This is a genomic window from Microbispora cellulosiformans, from assembly GCF_008728085.1.
Classification (GTDB): domain Bacteria; phylum Actinomycetota; class Actinomycetes; order Streptosporangiales; family Streptosporangiaceae; genus Microbispora; species Microbispora amethystogenes.
In genome coordinates, this window is record NZ_VYTZ01000008.1 from 109745 (window position 1) to 127427 (window position 17683).

Below are 17683 nucleotides of genomic sequence, written 5' to 3' on the forward strand. Positions count from 1 at the left end.
GTCACTCCCGTGGACGGGCGGGCTCGGACGGAGCCTGCGGCCCGGTCACGACGCGCGGGCTGACGGCCTGCGGGTTGACCATTCGCGGGCTGACGGCCCGGGGATAGACCGTCCGGGGGTCGAGGGCGCCGGGGGTGCCCACGCGGGGGCTGGTGATGCCGGGCGCCTCGATGGAGGGCCACAGCCCCGGCGTGTTGACCGGCACGTACGCCGTGTTCTGCCACGACCGGGTATGGGTGCGCGGGGGGATCATGAGCTGGCGCGAGTCGTCGTCGTCCGCCTGGAGCGGCGATCGCCTGCCGGACTCGCCGGTGCGGCATCGCAGGGCGGCGGGCTCGATCGTGAGCTCCATCATCCGCAACTGCGCCTGCAGCCGGGCGAGTTCGGCGCGAGCCTGCCCGAGCGCCTCGTACTGCGCCGTGAGGTAACCGGCGACACCGGGGACCACGGCGGCGAGCACCGTTGCGGAGGCGAGAGTCAGGATCACTCGCTTGGACATGCTGGACGCTCCTCGCCAGGGCTCGAATGCGCAGGCGTGGTGCGATATGCCCGTCTATCTGCGGAGAAAAGCGCATAGTAGCGGAAGGTCTACTAATCGTTGCTTCGTCAATGCCTCGCGTTGCCCTGCGAAACCAGGCTCGGGTCGGTAGCCTCGGCACTGTGGCACATGTGACAAATGAGCAGGTGGACCGTCTGCTCGAACAGGCCCTGCTGCTCGATGACCACGGTGCCCTCGCCCGTCGCCTCGACGCGCTGGCCCAGGGGTACGAGTCGGGCGAGATGTCGAGGGCGGCGATTCTCATGCTCGCCGCGGAGGAGTGGCGCCAGGCCGGCCAGCCGGCCGCCGCGCTCGACCGCTACCAGAGCGCCATCGAGGACGGCGGAGAGGTGCCGGTGGATCCACGCGCAGGCATCGCCGACACTCTGTTCGAGCTGGACCGGCCCGACGAGGCCAGGGTGCTGATCGCCGCGATCCGGACGGGTGACTGGAACCCGGCCACCGCGCTCACCATCGCCGAGACCCTGGTCGCGTACGGCGACGCGGAGGCGGCGCACGACTGGGCCACCGAAGGCATCCGCGCCTGCGGCCCCACCGGATCGGGCATTCGCGACTCGCTGCTGCGCACCCGCTACCGCATCCGGGTCGATCTCGGGCTGCCCGAGGACGACCTCGACGCCCTTCTCGACATCACCCGCTGAGCAGTAGGCCCGCCTGACTCCGAGCGCCGTGGACGGCCTCGCCGGTCGCGGTCGTGGAGACACAGGTGGCGCCAGTGGCCCGGAACGAGAAGGAGGCCGCGTGTCACGGTCCACTTGGAACCGATGCGCTGTGGCAACCCGGTAGTGGTCGCCTGCGGGATCGATGGGGCCAGGGTCTGGGAATGAGAAAGGGGCCGTGTGTCACGGCCCCCTTTGTCGTGTGCCGGGTCAGGGCAGGATCTTGTTCCCGGTCGTGACGGCGAAGTCGGTCACCCCGTGCGTGCCCGTCGCCCTGGTGAGGGCGGCGGGGGTGGTGATGTCGCCGCCCTGCTGATGCGCGGCGGCCCGGGGATACTCGCGCGGCTGGAGGCGCGGAATGCGCCTGCCGCCCACCGTCTCAGGCTGGACGGCCGGTGCGACGTTCCTGCCTTGTGCTGCCTTCCCCTGGCCTGCTCTGCCCTGGCCGGCGGCCTGGGGCCTTCCGGCGTGGGCCTGGGCGGCGTCGCGCTGATGCCTGTGCCCGGCCCCGTTCTTCCGCTCGGTCAGCGTCCCGGTGTCCTCCTGCGTCGCGATGGAGGGCCGGCCCGCCTGGTTCGCCGCCTGCTCGGGCGTCCCGGCCCCGTTCTGCTTGTGCGGATGGTGCCTGCGGTGCCGGTGCTCGCGCGGGAAGGTCTCGGTGCTCTGCTCCTGGCCGGAGGCGCCGCTCTGGGAACTGGTGCTGACGGAGCTGGTCCGCGGCGTCAGCCCGGTCTGCCCGGCGGGGTGTGCGGCGGACCCCGGACCAGCGGGATTCTGCCCCGCCGGGTCGTGAGCGGCGTGGTTCTGTCCGCCGGCGTTCTGCCCGGTGAGGCCCTGGGGGCCGGGGTTGTGCGCTCCCCGCTGCTGCCCGGCCCGGTCCTGGCCTGCCCGGTCCTGCTCCGCCCGGTCCTGGGGGGAGTGGCCCCGCGACTCCGCGCCTTGGGCGGCGTTGCCCGCCTCTTCCTCCGGCCTCGGGTGCCGGTGCGCGCGCGGCCGTCCCTCGGTGACGGGACGCACCCCCTCGTGCGCGGCCGGCTCGCCGCGTAGCCCCTGCGGCGCCTGCCGCGGGCAGGCCGCGTCCGGGGCGCCGGGCCTGGCGGGCGCGACGGCGAGGAGCGGAACGGCGCTCCTGGCGGGGAGCAGCGCGCCGGAGTTCGCCACGGGCGCGGCGGCCGGCATCCGCGACCCCGCCAGGGCCGCCGCCGGCGCCGTGAGCGACCTCGCGGGCGACGAGAGGGCCGAGGTGCCCGCGGCGAGCGGCTTCGTGGCCGGCGGGAGCGCGGACGTGCCGAGGGATATCGGCTTCGTCGGCGACGGGAGAACCGATGCGCCGGCGGAGATCGGCTTCGCCGGTGACGGAGCAGCGGCCAGGCCGACGGGGAGAGACCTCGCGCCCGCCGCTGCGGGAGTGGTCGCGCCGCCGACCGCGCCGGGCGCCCCGGGTAGGCCTGCCGCGCCGGGAACGCCGGCCACACTGCCGCCGACCGCGCCGGGCGCGTGGACCGGCGCGTTCCCGGCCCTCGGCACCAGGCCCGTCAGCGTTCTGGCGGACGACGTGCCGGGCAGCGCCCGAGGAGCCGTCAGGGCCGGCAGGACGGGCTTGGCCACCGCCCCCGGAACGGCCGGATCCGGGCCGGGCCTGCCGGGAAGTGAGCGGTGTCCCTGCCCGGCGGCGGTTCCGGCGGCGTCCGCGATGCTCAGCACGCCCGCCGCCGGGGCCAGAGTCGCCGGAACGCCCCGTACGTCCCGGTCGGTGACCTCGCGCTGCGCGATCTCGTGACGCGCGACGTCGCGGCCGGTGACGCCGTCGTCTGTGACGTCGCGGTTCGTGACGTCGCGGTCCGTGATGCCGCGGTTTTGGGGACGGCAGGCGTCGGACGACGCGCCGTCCTTCGCCATCGCCGTGCCCCAGGTCAGCCAGCTCACTCCGGCGGTGACCGCCGCGAGCGCCGCGCACCGCCCTCGAATACTTCGTGATGTCCTGGACATCCACGTCCCCCTGATCGCGTACGGTAGTCCGACGAACGCCGAACGTAGCAGCGGGGGAAAAGGGCGGGGCGCGCTTGCCCCAATGGTGGAGAAGACCTTACCGAGCAGCCCCGATCGTCAGCGTGTCTCCCGCCTCGTCGAAGTCGACGATTACCTCGTCACCATCCCGGATGGCTCCCGACAGCAGTTCCTTGGCGAGCCGGTCGCCGATCGCCGACTGGATCAGACGGCGCAGCGGACGCGCGCCGTACAACGGGTCGTAGCCGGTCAGCGCGAGCCAGTCCCGGGCGGCGGGAGTGACCGTCAGCCTCAGCCGCCGGTCGGACAGCCGCCTGGCGAGCCGGGCGACCTGCAGGTCCACGATCTGCGACAGCTCCTCGGTGCCCAGCGCGTCGAACACGATGATGTCGTCGAGCCGGTTGAGGAACTCGGGCTTGAACGAGGCCCGCACCGCGTTCAGCACCGCCTCGCGCTTGCGCTCGCCCTCCATCGTCGGATCGACGAGGAACTGCGAGCCGATGTTCGAAGTGAGGATCAGGATCGTGTTGCGGAAGTCGACCGTGCGGCCCTGCCCGTCGGTGAGCCGGCCGTCGTCGAGCACCTGGAGCAGGATGTCGAAGACCTCAGGGTGGGCCTTCTCGATCTCGTCCAGCAGCACCACGGTGTACGGCCTGCGCCGGACGGCCTCGGTGAGCTGGCCGCCCTCCTCGTATCCGACATATCCGGGCGGCGCGCCGACCAGGCGGGCGACGCTGTGCTTCTCGCCGTACTCGCTCATGTCGATGCGGGTCATGGCCCGCTCGTCGTCGAACAGGAACTCGGCGAGCGCCTTGGCCAGCTCGGTCTTGCCGACGCCGGTCGGGCCGAGGAACAGGAAGGAGCCGGTCGGCCGGTCGGGGTCGGCGATGCCGGCCCGGGCACGCCGTACGGCGTCGGAGACGGCCTGCACGGCCTCACGCTGGCCGATGAGGCGCCTGCCCAGCTCGTCTTCCATCCGCAGCAGCTTGGCGGTCTCGCCCTCCAGCAGCCGCCCGGCGGGAATGCCGGTCCACGAGGAGATGACCTCGGCGATGTCGTCGGGGCCGACCTCCTCCTTCACCATCGGCTCGGCCTCGGCCTCCGCCGACTCGGCGGCCCTGGTGGCCTCGGCGAGCTCCTTCTCCAGGCGCGGGACGTCGCCGTACATGAGCCGCGACGCGGCCTCGAAGTCGCCGTCGCGCTGGGCCCGCTCGGCCGCGCCGCGCGCCTCGTCGAGCTGCTTCTTCAGCTCGCCGACCTTGTTGAGGCCCGCCTTCTCCCGCTCCCACCGGCTGACCAGCGCGTTGAGGTCCTCCTGGCGGTTGGCCAGCTCCTCGCGGAGCTTCTCCAGGCGCTGCCGGCTGGCCTCGTCGGTCTCCTTCGCGAGCGCGAGCTCCTCCATCTTCAGGCGGTCCACGCTCCGCTGGAGCTGGTCGATCTCCACGGGCCGCGAGTCGATCTCCATGCGCAGCCGCGACATCGACTCGTCCACCAGGTCGATGGCCTTGTCGGGCAGGTAGCGTGCGGTGATGTAGCGGTCGGAGAGCGTCGCGGCGGCGACCAGCGCGCTGTCGGAGATCTGCACCTGGTGGTGGGCCTCGTAGCGGCCCTTGAGCCCGCGCAGGATCGCGATCGTGTCCTCGACGGTCGGCTCGCCGACGTAGACCTGCTGGAAGCGCCGCTCCAGCGCGGGGTCCTTCTCGATGCGCTCGCGGTACTCGTCGAGCGTGGTGGCGCCGATCATCCGCAGCTCGCCGCGGGCCAGCATGGGCTTGAGCATGTTGCCCGCGTCCATCGCGCCCTCGGCCGCGCCCGCGCCGACCATCGTGTGCAGCTCGTCGATGAACGTCACGATCTGGCCGTTGCTCTCCTTGATCTCGGTGAGCACGGCCTTGAGGCGCTCCTCGAACTCGCCGCGGTACTTCGCGCCCGCGACCATCGCGCCGAGGTCGAGCGCCACGAGGCGCTTGTTGCGCAGGCTCTCGGGCACGTCGCCCGCGACGATCCGCTGGGCGAGACCCTCCACCACGGCGGTCTTGCCGACGCCGGGCTCGCCGATCAGCACGGGGTTGTTCTTGGTGCGGCGCGACAGCACCTGGACGACCCGGCGGATCTCGCTGTCGCGGCCGATGACCGGGTCGAGCTTGCCCGCCCGCGCCGCCTCGGTGAGGTCGACGCCGTACTTCTCCAGCGCCTGGTAGGTGTCCTCCGGCGTCTCGCTGGTCACCCGCGCGTGCCCGCGGACCTTCTCGAACGCCTCCAGCAGCGCGTCGGGTGTGGCGCCCACGCCCCTGAGCAGGTCGGCGACCTGCCCTCCGTCGGTCGCCAGCCCGACCAGCAGGTGCTCGGTCGAGACGTACTCGTCCTCAAGCTGCTTGGCCCGCTGCGCCGCCGTGTTGATCACGGTCAGCAGCTGGCGCGAGCTGGACGGCGCGCTCACGGTGGAGCCCTGCGCCTTGGGCAGCCGGCCGAGCAGCTCCTCGGCCTGGGCGCGCAGCCTCGCCGGGTCCGCGCCGACGGCCTGCAGCAGCGACCCGGCGATGCCGCCGTTCTGCGCCAGCAGGGTCGTCAGGAGGTGGGCGGGCGCGACCTCGGGGTTGCCGTCGGCCGCGGCGCGGCGCACAGCCGCGGACAGGGCCTCCTGGCTCTTCTGGGTGAACTTGTAGTCCATATGTCGATGCCTCGATTCCCCGTTAAGGCAGGTGGCAGGTGGCAGGTTGCGGGCGGGTGGCAGGTTGCGGGCGGGTGGCAGGTTCAGGCGGGTGGCAGTTCGTAGCGGACCAGTGCCCGCACCATGGTGAGCTCACCCCGCAGCCGCGCGACCTCCTCGCGCAGGCGCAGGTTCTCCGTCTCCAGTTCGAGAATCCGCTTGATGCCGGCGAGGTTGATGCCGTGCTCCTGGGAGAGCCGCTGGACCTCGCGCAGCAGCACGATGTCCCGGGTGGAGTACAGCCGTCCCCGCCCCGCCGTACGGCCGGGGCTGACGAGGCCGAGCCGGTCGTACTGGCGGAGCGTCTGCGGGTGCAGCCCGGACAGCTGGGCGGCCACGGAGATCACATAGACAGGGGTGTCGTCGGAGATGTCGAAAAACCTGGCATCCATCGGCTCACTCGCTTCTGGCCTGCTTGATCAGCTCTTCGCGGAGGTCCGGCCCCTCGGTCGCGTTCCTGAACTCCTCAAGGGCCGCGCGGGCCTTGTCGTCCAGGTTCTGCGGCACCATCACCTGGACGGTGACCAGCAGATCGGCCTTGGTGCCGTCCTTGCGCGGGGCCCCGCGCCCGCGCACCCGGAAGGTCCGCCCGTTCGGCGTCCCCTCGGGGATTCGGAGGGTCACCGGCATGCCCTTCAGCGTCGGCACCTTGATCTCGGCGCCGAGCGCGGCCTCGGGGAAGGTCACGGGAACCGAGACGGTCAGGTTCTCCCCGCTGCGGCCGAACACCGGGTGTGGCTTCACGTGCACCAGCACGTAGAGGTCGCCCGCCGGGCCGCCGTTCTCACCCGGCGCGCCCTTGCCCTTGATCCTGATGCGCTGGCCGTCGCCGACCCCGGCGGGAATGCGAGCCTGGATCGTGCGGGTGCTCTTGCCGCGCCCGCTGCCCTCGCAGACGGGGCAGGGGTCGTCGACCACCAGGCCCCGGCCGCGGCAGTCGCGGCACGGCTCGGAGAAGGCGAAGTTGCCGAGGTTGCGGCTGGCCGCCCCGGTCCCCTCGCAGGTCGGGCAGACTCTCGGCGTGGTGCCGGCCTTCGCCCCCGTGCCGCCGCAGGCCGCACAGGCGGACGAACTGGTGAGCCGGAGCGACACCGTGGTGCCGTCGACCGCCTCGCCGAAGGCGAGCGTCACCTCGGACTCGACGTCCTGGCCGCGCCGTGGCCGGCCGGTCGTGGTGGTCGTGCGCGGGCCGCCGCCCCGGTTGAACAGGCCGCCGAAGAGGTCCCCGATCCGTTCGCCCGAACCCGAGCCCCCGAACAGGTCGCCGAGGTCGAAGTTGAAGCTGCCGCCGCCGGGCCGCTGACCCCCCGCGCCGGCGAACCCGCCCACGCCGGACCCGAACAGCGTGCGGGCCTCGTCGTACTCCTTGCGCCGCTTGGCGTCGGAGAGCACGTCGTAGGCCGCGGAGACCTCCTTGAACTTCTCCTCGGTCTGCTTGTTGCCGGGGTTCGCGTCAGGGTGGTACTGCCGGGCGAGCTTGCGGTACGCCTTCTTGATTTCCTCGGCGCTCGCGGTCTTGGGCACACCAAGGACGGCGTAGTAGTCCTTTTCCAAGTAGTCCTTGGTGCTCATCTATCGCTTCCTTCACACGAAAGGGGAGTGACTGAGGTCTCTCCCGATCCTTCCCGATCGGGAGAGACCCCCGGCTGTTCAGTTCTCGTCGGATCCATCGGCGGCGCCGGAGTCGTCCGCCGCGTCGCGCGGCGCCTCCTCCTCGCTCGGCTCGGCGACGGCCACCCGGGCCGGGCGCAGGATCCGGTCGTTGATCCGGTAGCCCGGCTGGAGGATCTCGACGCACGTCGGCTCCGTCACCTCCGCCGAGTAGCTGTGCAGCAGGGCCTCGTGCACGGTCGGGTCGAAGGGGTCGCCCTTCGTGCCGTACGTGGTCAGGCCCAGCTTGCCGACGGCCGTCTCCAGCGACTCGCTCACCTTCGCGAAGCCGCCGGTGAGCTCGCCGTGGTCGCGGGCGCGCCCGATGTCGTCGAGCACCGGCAGCAGCTCGGTGAGCACGCTCGCGACGGCCTGCTCCTTGACGGTGATCCGGTCGCGCTCGACCCGCTTGCGGTAGTTGCTGAACTCCGCCTGCAGGCGCTGGAGGTCGCCGGTGCGCTCCGCGAGCAGGTCCGCCGCGGACCCCTCGGCCGCCGCGACCTCCGGCTCCTGGGCGACGGAGGCGGACTCCGCCTGCGCCGCGCCGTCGTCCACCGTGGTGGCCTCGCGGGCCCTGCCGGTCTCCGGGTCGATCTTCCGGTTGTCGCGGATCACCGGCTCCTCCTGGGAACCGTTCTCACGCGGGCTCACTTGCTGCCGCCCTCCCGCTCGTCATCGACGATCTCGGCCTCGACGACGTCCTCGTCGGCCTTCGCCTGCTGGCCGGTCGCGCCCGCGCCGGCGTCCGCGCCGGGCGCGGCGCCCTCGGCTCCGGCCGCCTGGGACTGAGCGTAGATCGCCGAGCCCATCTTCTGGCTGACGGTCGCGAGCTTCTCGGCGGAGTCGCGGATGACGGCCGTGTCGGTGCCCTCCAGCGCCTTCTTCAGCTCGGCGAGGGAGTCGTTGACCTCGGTCTTCACGTCGGCCGGGACCTTGTCGTCGTTCTCGCGGAGGAACTTCTCCGTCTGGTAGGCCAGCGCGTCCGCGTTGTTGCGGACCTCGGCGTCCTCACGGCGCTTCCGGTCGTCCTCGGCGTAGGACTCCGCCTCGCGCATCATGCGCTCGATGTCGTCCTTGCCCAGGGCCGAGCCGCCGGTGATGGTCATCGACTGCTCCTTGCCCGTGCCGAGGTCCTTCGCGGACACGTTCACGATGCCGTTGGCATCGATGTCGAAGGTGACCTCGATCTGCGGGATGCCGCGCGGGGCCGGGGCGATGCCGGTCAGCTCGAAGGTGGCCAGCTTCTTGTTGTACGCCGCGATCTCGCGCTCGCCCTGGTAGACCTGGATCTGCACCGACGGCTGGTTGTCCTCGGCCGTGGTGAAGACCTCCGAGCGCTTGGTCGGGATCGTCGTGTTGCGCTCGATGATCTTGGTGAAGATCCCGCCCTTTGTCTCGATGCCGAGGCTCAGCGGGGTCACGTCGAGCAGCAGGACGTCCTTGACCTCGCCCTTGAGGACACCGGCCTGGAGCGCGGCGCCGATGGCGACGACCTCGTCCGGGTTCACGCCCTTGTTGGGCTCCTTGCCGCCGGTCAGCTCCTTGACGAGCTCGGAGACGGCCGGCATGCGGGTCGAGCCGCCGACCATGACCACGTGGGCGATGTCGGAGACCTTGATCCCCGCGTCCTTGATGACCTGGTTGAACGGGCCCTTGCAGCGCTCGAGCAGGTCCGCGGTGATCCGCTGGAACTCCGCCCGGGTGAGCTTCTCCTCCAGGTGCAGCGGGCCCTCGGAGGAGGCGGTGATGTAGGGCAGGTTGATCGTGGTCTCGGTCTGGGCCGACAGCTCGATCTTGGCCTTCTCGGCCGCCTCGCGCAGGCGCTGGAGGGCCATCTTGTCCTTGGCCAGGTCGACCCCGTGCGCGTTCTTGAAGCGGGTCACCAGTTCGTCGACGACGCGCTGGTCCCAGTCGTCGCCGCCGAGGTGGTTGTCGCCGCTGGTGGCCTTGACCTCGACGAACCCGTGCCCGTCCTCCTGGCCGACGTCGAGCAGGGACACGTCGAAGGTGCCGCCGCCGAGGTCGAAGACCAGGATGGTCTGGTCCTTCTCCTTGTCCAGGCCGTAGGCCAGGGCCGCGGAGGTGGGCTCGTTGATGATGCGCAGCACGTTGAGGCCCGCGATCTGGCCGGCCTCCTTGGTGGCCTGCCGCTGCGAGTCGTTGAAGTAGGCGGGAACGGTGATCACCGCGTCGGTGATCTTCTCGCCCAGGTACGCCTCCGCGTCCTGCTTGAGCTTCTGCAGGACGAAGGCGCTGATCTGCTGGGGCGTGAACTTCTTGCCGTCGATCTCGACGGTCCAGTTCGTGCCCATCTCACGCTTGACCGAGCGGATGGTGCGGTCGACGTTGGTCACCGCCTGCCGCTTGGCCACCTCGCCGACGAGGACCTCTCCGTTCTTCGCGAACGCGACCACGGACGGCGTGGTCCGCGAGCCCTGCGCGTTCGCGATGACCGTGGGCTCGCCGCCCTCGAGAATCGAGACGACGGAGTTGGTCGTCCCCAGGTCGATACCTACCGCACGTGCCATGAGTACGTCCTTGTAGTCAAAGTTGAGTCGGTCAGACTCAAATACTGGACCCGATCCGGGTTCCTGTCAAACGTCTTGAGTCTACGAGGCTCAACCCCAGGGCGCGCGGATTTAGTCCCGGCATCCGCGATTCCGTCCCAGGCCCGCGCCTGCCCCATGCAGGGCGAAGCTCACGGGCCCGCCTCCTACTTCGCCCCGTCCACCACCTTCCGGTCGCCGAGAGGGGACTCGAGCCGCACCTGCGTGGTCTTCTGGATGGCGATCGCGATGCAGACGGCGTCGGGGGAGCGCCGGTCCTGCCCCTCGTACACGGTGACCGTCACCTCGCGCGCGGTCTCCTTCACGTCGACGTGGTCGAGCACCTGGCAGGGCTCCACCCCCGACCACCACACGACGTCGAGGGAGCGGCCGCCGTCCGCGGGCGTGGCGCTCTCCCACGGGACCGCGCGCGTGTTCAGGGTGGGCCCCGCCGGGGTCACGGGAGACGGGGAGCCGGCGGGCACGACCATCCCCGGCCCCGGCGGAGCCGGCTGAGGGCTCGTCTCGGCGCCGGCGGGGGAGCCCTCCGGCTGCTCGGGGTGGGCCGAGGTGGAGGAACCCCCTCCGCAGGCGGCCGCCAGGAGGACGGCCAGGAACAGGAGGACCATGAGCCAGAGCTTTCTCATGCCCTTTACACGGCTGTCAAGCTCCGGTGGTTCATTGACGCGCCGGGCTGCCGGGCTTAATTTCATCACATGATGAATTTAGCCGACCCCGCCGTGGCCGTACGCGGTCTGCGGGTGTCCAGAGGCGGGGCCGAAGTCCTGCACGGGCTGACCTTCGAGGTGCCCCGAGGGCAGGTCACCGGGCTGCTCGGGCCGAGCGGCTGCGGCAAGACGACGCTGATGCGGGCCCTCGTGGGGGTCCAGGTCGTCTCGGGCGGGGAGGTAACCGTGCTCGGCGAGCCGGCCGGGAGCGCGGGCCTGCGGCGCAGGATCGGCTACTCGACGCAGAGCCCGGCCGTCTACCGCGACCTGACGGTGCTGGAGAACCTCCGCTACTTCGCCGCCGTGCTCGGGGCGCCGAAGGACGACCCCGAGCGGGTGCTGACCGAGGTGGGGCTCGCGGACGCCGCCCACCAGCTCGGCGCCACCCTCTCCGGCGGTCAGCTCAACCGGGCCGGGCTCGCGGTGGCCATGCTCGGCCGGCCCGAACTGCTCGTGCTCGACGAGCCGACCGTCGGGCTCGACCCGGTGCTGCGGCAGGAGCTGTGGGCGCTGTTCCACCGCCTCGCGGGGCGCGGCGCGACGCTCCTCGTCTCCAGCCACGTCATGGACGAGGCCGCGCGCTGCGAGCGGCTGATCGTGCTGCGCCAGGGGGAGATCCTCGCCGACGACACCCCCGACGGCCTGCGTGAGGCCACCCGCACATCCGATCTGGAGGAGGCGTTCCTGCGCCTTGTCGCCGAGAGGGCCGCGGCATGAGCCTCGTGATCACTCTCGCCACCGCGCGCCGCATCCTGACCCAGCTCCGCCACGACCGGCGCACCGTCGCGCTGATGGTGCTCGTGCCGACGCTGGTGATGATCCTGCTTTATTACGTGATCGACGACGAACGGACGTTCGGCCGGTTCGCCCCGGTCCTGCTGTGCGTGTTCCCGTTCCTGGTGATGTTCCTCGTCACCTCGATCGCCACCCTGCGCGAGCGTACGTCGGGGACGCTGGAGCGGCTCATGGCGATGCCGCTCGGGCGGCTCGACCTCCTGCTCGGGTACGGCCTCGCCTTCGGCCTCGCGGCCTGCGCGCAGGTGGCGCTGGCGCTGGCGGTCTCCCTCACCTGGCTCGGCCTGGACGTCCCGGGCCCGCTGTGGCCGCTGGTGCTCGTCGCGCTGCTCGACGCCCTGCTCGGCACCGCGCTCGGCCTGCTGTGCAGCGCGTTCGCCCGTACGGAGTTCCAGGCCGTGCAGCTGATGCCGGTCGTCATGATCCCCCAGGTCCTGCTCGGGGGGATCCTCGTGCCGCGCGGCCGGATGACGCCGGTGCTCGAATGGGTCTCCGACGTCCTGCCCATGTCGTACGCGATCGAGGCCATGGCGCACGCCTGCGCGGACCCGGACCCGGGCGGCGAGTTCTGGCGCGACGTGGCCCTGGTCGCCGGGTCGGCCGTGCTCGCGCTTCTCCTCGGCGCCGCGACGCTGCGCCGCCGTACGCCGTGAGCGGCGCCCGGAGACGGACGGGCCCCCGGCCTGTCGAAGACCGGGGGCCTGTCCGTGGGGGGTGTATCGGGGTGGCTCGAAGGGGAGGTCAGCGTTCGCCGGGCACCCAGTCGTCGATCTGGGTCGGCGCCGCGTTCAGCGCGGCGGCCCGGGCCGGCGGAACCGGGTCGGCGAACGGCGCGCAGTGCAGGTCCGGCCCCGGCCGGCTCGCGGGCAGCGTGCCGTCGGTCAGGTAGGCCTTCCAGGCGTCGTCGATACAGGCGTCGCCCCGCCCGGTCAGGCCGTGGTTGCCGCCCCCGTCCATGACGACGAGGCGCGAGTTCGGGAAGCGCCTGTGCATCTCGACCCCGCCCTCGTACGGCGTGGCGGCGTCCTTGGTGTCCTGGAAGAACAGCGCGTTCTTCACGGCCCGGCCGTCGACGCGCTGCTCGTGCGCCGCGTGCACCGGCCAGAAGGCGCACTGCGCGTTGAACCAGGCGTTGCCCCAGCTCAGGAAGGGTGCGGCGCGGTACGACTGCCACATGTCGCGGTGCCACCTCGGCCAGTCACGCGGCCAGGCCGCGTCGGAGCACTCGACTGCGGAGTAGACGGCGAACGTGTTGTCGTCGCCGCTGGAGTCGCCGTACGTGCCGTAGGCGGCGAGGAGCGGAGCGGCCTCACCGGCGGTCAGATACCTGGAGAGCGCGTTCGCGAGCAGCGGCCAGCGGCTCTTGAGGTAGCCGCCCGCCAGATAGGTGTCGTCGAACTCGTCCGGCCCGACCCGGCCCTCCGCCGGGGTGTCCTTCAGCTTGGCGCGGGCCGCGTAGAACGCCTTCTCCACCTCGTCGCCGGTGGTGCCGAGGTGGTAGGTCGAGTCGTACGTCGCGATCCAGGCGAAGAAGTCCTTGGCGCGGCCCTCGAACGCGTGGTTCTGGTCGATGTTCGCCTCGTACCACACCCGCGAGGGGTTGACGATGCTGTCCAGCACGAGCCGGCGGACCCGGTTCGGGAACAGCGTCGCGTACGTCGCGCCGAGGTAGGTGCCGTAGGAGTAGCCGACGTAGCTGATCTGCTCCTGACCGAGGGCCTTGCGGATCTGGTCCATGTCGTTGGCCGAGTCGACCGTGGTCATGTTCCTGAGCAGGTCGCCGTAGATCCGGCCGCACGCCTGCGCGTACTTCTGGGAGCGCTGGGCCCAGGCCAGTTCCTCGGTGATGTTCGCCGGCACGTAGTCGGGCCGCACCGGGTCGGCGAAGTTCGGGTCGCAGCTCAGCGAGGGCTCGCTGGAGCCGACGCCGCGCGGGTCGAAGCCGATCAGGTCGTACTGCGCGGCGAGCGCGGGGCCGAGGCGCGTCTGCATGACCGCCGGGTACGCGAGGCCGCTGCCGCCGGGCCCGCCGGGGTTGAAGAGGATCGCGCCCTGGTAGTGGGCCGTGTCGGTCGCCTTCCTCCGGGAGACCGCGATCTTGATCTTCTCGCTCTTGGGGCGGCCGTAGTCGAGCGGCACCTCGATCTTCGTGCACTCGACACCCGTGGGCAGGCCATCGCACTGGGTCCACTGCGGCGCCGGCGCCGGCGGCGCGTGCTCGGGGCCCTGGGGGGCGCCGGCCGCGGGTGACGCGGCCAGCACGCCGCTCAGACCCAGGCCGGCGGCGGCCAGCGCAACGAGGATCTTCTTCACGTGCACCCCTTCGGCGCCGGCGGCCCCGTCGATGGAGCCGAGTTATGACACCCTCGGCCGATCATCCGGGCAAAAGAGTAGTAAAGCGACACTCGCCGTCACTTGGATGCAAAACCGCAACATTCATCGTGGGCATGGAATGACATGAGGTGTCGGAGGCCGCCGGGCCGCGGCACGTCCTTCCGGCGGGATCGGTAAGCTGCGCGGAGATCCCGGCGAGTACAGGAAGGCACAGGGATGATCGCGATTCTCGGGACCGGAAAGATGGGCGAGGCCCTGCTCTCCGGGCTGGTGCGCGCCGGTCTGCGGCCGGACGAGATCGTGGCGACGGCCCGCAGGCCCGAGCGGGCCGAGGCGCTGCGCGAGCGGTACGGCGTGCGGGTGGCGGGCAACGCCGAGGCCGCCAAGCTGGCCGAGACGCTCATCCTCGCCGTCAAGCCGCAGGACATGGGTGCGCTGCTGGCCGAGATCGCCCCGCACGTGCCCGCCGACCGGCTGGTGATCTCCGTCGCCGCCGGCATCACGACCGCCTTCGTGGAGACCAGGCTCGGGGACGGCGTGGCGGTCGTCCGCGTCATGTCGAACACACCCGTCCTGGTCGACGAGGCGATGAGCGTCATCTCGGCGGGGGCGCACGCCTCCGAGGAGCACCTCCGGCGCACCGAGGCCCTGCTCAGCCCGGTGGGCAAGGTGCTGCGGATCCCCGAGGCCCAGCAGGACGCCGCCACCGCGCTGTCCGGCAGCGGCCCGGCCTACTTCTTCTACCTCGTCGAGGCGATGGTCGACGCCGGGATCCTGCTCGGCATGCCGCGCGCCGCCGCCCTCGACATGGTCACCCAGTCGATCGTCGGCGCCGCGATCATGCTGCGCGACTCGGGGGAGCACCCGGTGATCCTGCGCGAGGCCGTGACCTCGCCCGGAGGCACCACGATCGCCGCCATCGCCGAGCTGGAACGGCACAAGGTCAGGGCCGCGTTCCTCGACGCGATCGAGGCCGCCTGCGAGCGCAGCCGCCGCCTCGCCTCCGGCTGACGGCCACGAGCCCGGGCGATACCGTTCTGGTATGAGTCACTGCGATTGCGTGGCCGTATGAGCCGGGCGGTGCGGGTCGTCTGGGACGACGCTCTGGTCACGTACGACTTCGGGCCCGGCCACCCCCTCGCGCCCGTGCGCGTCGAGCTCACCATGGCGCTCGCCCGGGAGATGGGCGTGCTCGACGCGGTCGAGACGACCGGCTGCGTCCCCGCCACCGACGACGAGATCGCGCTGGTCCACAAGCGGGACTACATCGAGGCGGTCAAGACCGTCTCCCGGGACGGCCGGCCCGACCTTCGGTACGGGCTCGGCACCGAGGACAACCCCGCCTTCGCGGGCGTGCACGAGGCGTCCGCGCTGGTCACCGGGGCCACGCTGGCCGCCGCCAGGGCCGTGTGGGACGGCGCGGCCGAGCACGCGGTCAACGTCGCGGGGGGCCTGCACCACGCCATGCCCGGCGCCGCCAGCGGCTTCTGCGTCTACAACGACCCGGCGGTCGCGATCGCGTGGCTGCTGTCGCACGGCGCGTCCCGCGTCGCGTACGTGGACGTGGACGTGCACCACGGCGACGGGGTGCAGGCGGCGTTCCACGACGATCCCCGGGTGCTCACGATCAGCCTGCACGAGAGCCCGCGCACACTCTTCCCCGGCACCGGGTTCCCGCACGAGACGGGCGCCGAGGGCACCGCGGTCAACGTCGCGCTGCCGGCGGGCTGCGGGGACACCGGGTGGCTGCGGGCCTTCCACGCGGTCGTCCCGCCGCTGCTGCGGCATTTCCGGCCGCAGGTCCTGGTCACCCAGCAGGGGTGCGACAGCCACGCCCTCGATCCGCTGGCGCACCTCATGCTCAGCCTCGACGGGCAGCGCACGACGTACGCCGCGCTGCACCGGCTGGCCCACGAGACCGCGGACGGACGCTGGATCGCTCTGGGCGGCGGGGGCTACGAACTCGTCCAGGTCGTGCCGAGGGCGTGGACGCACCTGATCGCCGAGGCCGCCGGGCATCCCGTCGATCCCGGCGCCGTCACACCGGCGGCCTGGCGGACGTACGTGACGGAACGGACCGGTGAGATCCCGCCGTTGCGGATGACCGACGGGCGGCATCCACAGTGGCGTGACTTCTCCGAGGGGTACGATCCAGCCGACGCCGTCGACCGGGCCGTCATCGCGACCAGGAAGGCGGTCTTCCCCTTCCACGGTCTGGATCCCATGCCCTGACATGTCCGGAATTGCGCCGAGCCGAGGAGCGCTGTACCAGTCGTGACCCGACCGTCCTCCCCTCCCTCCTCCCGACCGTCCTCCCCGCCGTCCCCGGCATCGCCCTCCCGGGCCGAACTGCGCGAGCACCTCGTACGGACCGCCATCGCCGGCGACGTCGCGACCAGCCGGGAGAACAACCTCGATCACTACCGGTCGCTCGCGCTGCGCGACCCGCACTACCTTTTCGGGCTCACCTTCGAGGGCGAGTGGTCCTACGACGACGTGCTGCGGCTGATGGCCGACCGGGCCGGGGTGGCGGCCGACCCCGGTCACCGCGAGGGCCAGGACACCATCGACCCCGAGCGGACCATCGACGCGGTGGAGGAGATGGGAGACCGGGTCGCCAAGGTCCTGCGGCGTGGCTCGGCCCGGATCGTCGTGGCCACCGGCCACCCCACCGGCCTGCTCACCGTCCACCTCGCCCTGGCCAGGTTCGCGGCCGAAAACGGGGCGACCCTGCTGTCCCCCGCGGAGGGGTGGGGGTACGTCGGCGGGCTCGGCCGCCGCAGGCGGATCCGCTACCTCGACGGCGTGGCGATGCTGGAGGACCGCGGCACGTTCGTGCACACCCACGACCCGCACCCGATGCGGGCGATGCTGGCCGAGGAGCGGCCCGACCTGGTGATCGCCGATCACGGCTGGGCGGGGGCGGCGGGCGAGGCCGGGATCGAGACCGTGGGCTTCGCCGACAGCAACGACCCCGCGCTGTTCGTGGGGGAGGCGGAGGGCAAGATCGCCGTCAGCGTCCCGCTCGACGACAACGTGCTTCCCCGGCACTACGCGCCGTTGACCTCATATCTGATCGCGCGCATCGCCCGTAGCCTCTGACACCCTTACGGACCTCCCAAATCGGGCATTTCGCGCCCGCTTTTGCACCCGTGTGTCGGGCGGTTGCCAACTTTTTTCTGATCCTGGGCGACTCTTATGTGAGAGAAGTTGGTCCGTTCCAAGATTGAGGCGAGGGGCACGGCCCTGCTGCTGCCAGCGGCTTTCCCGATTTTGACGGCACACGGCTCCGCTGATGATGGAATGGGGGGTTTGCCTACTCGGAGTCCGGACTTACGCTGACGGCAGTACACGTGCGTGAGCGATGGCACCAGTGGGGATAACCCGGAAACACGTGCGGAAGAGGCGTCCGATGGGTGCAGGCGAAAGACCTCTCAGCGAGGTGAAGTTCTTGACGGTGGCCGAGGTGGCGACCGTCATGCGGGTGTCCAAGATGACGGTGTACCGGCTCGTGCACTCGGGCGAGTTACCGGCCATCCGTGTCGGCCGGTCCTTCAGAGTGCCGGAGCAGGCGGTGCACGACTACTTGCGGGACGCGTTCATAGAAGCGGGTTGAACGCCCTCGGACGACCACGCTTGACGGCGGCGTGGTCGGCCCCCGCCCGACGCGGGGTCCCCCGGGGGAGCGATCTACC

Annotated in this window: 16 protein-coding genes; 7 read left to right on the forward strand and 9 right to left on the reverse strand. The window is 71.5% G+C overall.

The window, feature by feature from the left end; all coding sequences use genetic code 11:
- Position 1: 1 nt before the first annotated feature.
- Positions 2-499: a hypothetical protein gene (locus tag F5972_RS23040; RefSeq protein ID WP_150935751.1), complete on the reverse strand. Its 498-nt coding sequence runs from the start codon at positions 497-499 to the stop codon at positions 2-4.
- Positions 500-660: 161 nt separating this feature from the next.
- On the opposite strand from F5972_RS23040, the gene F5972_RS23045 reads away from it, so the two are divergent.
- Positions 661-1200, forward strand: coding sequence for a YfgM family protein (locus tag F5972_RS23045; RefSeq protein WP_204285749.1), 540 nt, complete (start codon positions 661-663; stop codon positions 1198-1200).
- A gap of 228 nt (positions 1201-1428) precedes the next feature.
- Here the strand turns inward: F5972_RS23045 and F5972_RS23050 are convergent, their stop codons facing one another.
- The 7 genes from F5972_RS23050 to F5972_RS23080 all read right to left on the reverse strand — a co-directional run bounded on the left by F5972_RS23050 (position 1429) and on the right by F5972_RS23080 (position 10778).
- On the reverse strand, positions 1429-3207 hold the full coding sequence (locus F5972_RS23050; RefSeq protein ID WP_150935753.1) for a hypothetical protein: 1779 nt from the start codon (positions 3205-3207) through the stop codon (positions 1429-1431).
- Positions 3208-3304: 97 nt separating this feature from the next.
- Entirely contained in the window at positions 3305-5896 is a 2592-nt protein-coding gene (clpB, locus tag F5972_RS23055; RefSeq protein ID WP_150935755.1) for an ATP-dependent chaperone ClpB, read from the reverse strand.
- A gap of 83 nt (positions 5897-5979) precedes the next feature.
- Positions 5980-6327, reverse strand: a complete 348-nt coding sequence (locus F5972_RS23060; protein ID WP_150935757.1) for a heat shock protein transcriptional repressor HspR — start codon at positions 6325-6327, stop codon at positions 5980-5982.
- A 4-nt stretch (positions 6328-6331) separates the two neighbouring features.
- Complete coding sequence (dnaJ, locus tag F5972_RS23065; protein ID WP_150935759.1) at positions 6332-7507, reverse strand: molecular chaperone DnaJ; 1176 nt, start codon at positions 7505-7507, stop codon at positions 6332-6334.
- A 78-nt stretch (positions 7508-7585) separates the two neighbouring features.
- Entirely contained in the window at positions 7586-8236 is a 651-nt protein-coding gene (grpE, locus tag F5972_RS23070) for a nucleotide exchange factor GrpE (RefSeq protein WP_150935761.1), read from the reverse strand.
- Positions 8233-10113 carry a molecular chaperone DnaK gene (dnaK, locus tag F5972_RS23075; protein ID WP_150935763.1) on the reverse strand — a complete coding sequence of 627 codons (1881 nt, stop codon included), beginning with the start codon at positions 10111-10113 and terminating at the stop codon, positions 8233-8235. The genes grpE and dnaK overlap by 4 nt, the downstream gene beginning before the upstream one ends.
- Positions 10114-10298: 185 nt before the next feature.
- Entirely contained in the window at positions 10299-10778 is a 480-nt protein-coding gene (locus F5972_RS23080; protein WP_225311761.1) for a hypothetical protein, read from the reverse strand.
- A 69-nt stretch (positions 10779-10847) separates the two neighbouring features.
- Between F5972_RS23080 and F5972_RS23085 the strand changes: the two genes are divergently transcribed.
- Positions 10848-11576 carry an ABC transporter ATP-binding protein gene (locus tag F5972_RS23085; protein WP_225311762.1) on the forward strand — a complete coding sequence of 243 codons (729 nt, stop codon included), beginning with the start codon at positions 10848-10850 and terminating at the stop codon, positions 11574-11576.
- On the forward strand, positions 11573-12307 hold the full coding sequence (locus F5972_RS23090; RefSeq protein ID WP_150935765.1) for an ABC transporter permease: 735 nt from the start codon (positions 11573-11575) through the stop codon (positions 12305-12307). Before F5972_RS23085 ends, F5972_RS23090 begins: the two co-directional genes overlap by 4 nt.
- A gap of 88 nt (positions 12308-12395) precedes the next feature.
- On the opposite strand, the gene F5972_RS23095 is transcribed toward F5972_RS23090, so the two are convergent.
- Complete coding sequence (locus F5972_RS23095; RefSeq protein ID WP_191910278.1) at positions 12396-13967, reverse strand: alpha/beta hydrolase; 1572 nt, start codon at positions 13965-13967, stop codon at positions 12396-12398.
- Positions 13968-14204: 237 nt separating this feature from the next.
- On the opposite strand from F5972_RS23095, the gene proC reads away from it, so the two are divergent.
- The 4 genes from proC to F5972_RS23115 all read left to right on the forward strand — a co-directional run bounded on the left by proC (position 14205) and on the right by F5972_RS23115 (position 17604).
- The gene (proC, locus tag F5972_RS23100; protein ID WP_117409144.1) at positions 14205-14999 is read left to right on the forward strand and encodes a pyrroline-5-carboxylate reductase; all 795 of its coding nucleotides are present in this window, start codon (positions 14205-14207) and stop codon (positions 14997-14999) included.
- Between the two features lie 57 nt (positions 15000-15056).
- The gene (locus F5972_RS23105) at positions 15057-16220 is read left to right on the forward strand and encodes an acetoin utilization protein AcuC (RefSeq protein ID WP_150935768.1); all 1164 of its coding nucleotides are present in this window, start codon (positions 15057-15059) and stop codon (positions 16218-16220) included.
- 42 nt (positions 16221-16262) lie between these two features.
- The gene (locus tag F5972_RS23110) at positions 16263-17090 is read left to right on the forward strand and encodes a phosphatase (RefSeq protein WP_150935770.1); all 828 of its coding nucleotides are present in this window, start codon (positions 16263-16265) and stop codon (positions 17088-17090) included.
- 310 nt (positions 17091-17400) lie between these two features.
- Complete coding sequence (locus F5972_RS23115) at positions 17401-17604, forward strand: helix-turn-helix domain-containing protein (protein WP_030456159.1); 204 nt, start codon at positions 17401-17403, stop codon at positions 17602-17604.
- Positions 17605-17683 lie beyond the last annotated feature (79 nt).

What these genes read in the sequence shown, in the direction of transcription:
- F5972_RS23080 (WP_225311761.1), bottom strand. Translation starts at nt 10,778, where the DNA reads ATGAGAAAGCTCTGGCTCATGGTCCTCCTGTTCCTGGCCGTCCTCCTG.
- F5972_RS23105 (WP_150935768.1), top strand. Translation starts at nt 15,057, where the DNA reads ATGAGCCGGGCGGTGCGGGTCGTCTGGGACGACGCTCTGGTCACGTAC.
- F5972_RS23060 (WP_150935757.1), bottom strand. Translation starts at nt 6,327, where the DNA reads ATGGATGCCAGGTTTTTCGACATCTCCGACGACACCCCTGTCTATGTG.
- dnaK (WP_150935763.1), bottom strand. Translation starts at nt 10,113, where the DNA reads ATGGCACGTGCGGTAGGTATCGACCTGGGGACGACCAACTCCGTCGTC.
- proC (WP_117409144.1), top strand. Translation starts at nt 14,205, where the DNA reads ATGATCGCGATTCTCGGGACCGGAAAGATGGGCGAGGCCCTGCTCTCC.
- F5972_RS23085 (WP_225311762.1), top strand. Translation starts at nt 10,848, where the DNA reads ATGATGAATTTAGCCGACCCCGCCGTGGCCGTACGCGGTCTGCGGGTG.
- F5972_RS23090 (WP_150935765.1), top strand. Translation starts at nt 11,573, where the DNA reads ATGAGCCTCGTGATCACTCTCGCCACCGCGCGCCGCATCCTGACCCAG.
- clpB (WP_150935755.1), bottom strand. Translation starts at nt 5,896, where the DNA reads ATGGACTACAAGTTCACCCAGAAGAGCCAGGAGGCCCTGTCCGCGGCT.
- dnaJ (WP_150935759.1), bottom strand. Translation starts at nt 7,507, where the DNA reads ATGAGCACCAAGGACTACTTGGAAAAGGACTACTACGCCGTCCTTGGT.
- F5972_RS23040 (WP_150935751.1), bottom strand. Translation starts at nt 499, where the DNA reads ATGTCCAAGCGAGTGATCCTGACTCTCGCCTCCGCAACGGTGCTCGCC.
- F5972_RS23115 (WP_030456159.1), top strand. Translation starts at nt 17,401, where the DNA reads ATGGGTGCAGGCGAAAGACCTCTCAGCGAGGTGAAGTTCTTGACGGTG.
- F5972_RS23050 (WP_150935753.1), bottom strand. Translation starts at nt 3,207, where the DNA reads ATGTCCAGGACATCACGAAGTATTCGAGGGCGGTGCGCGGCGCTCGCG.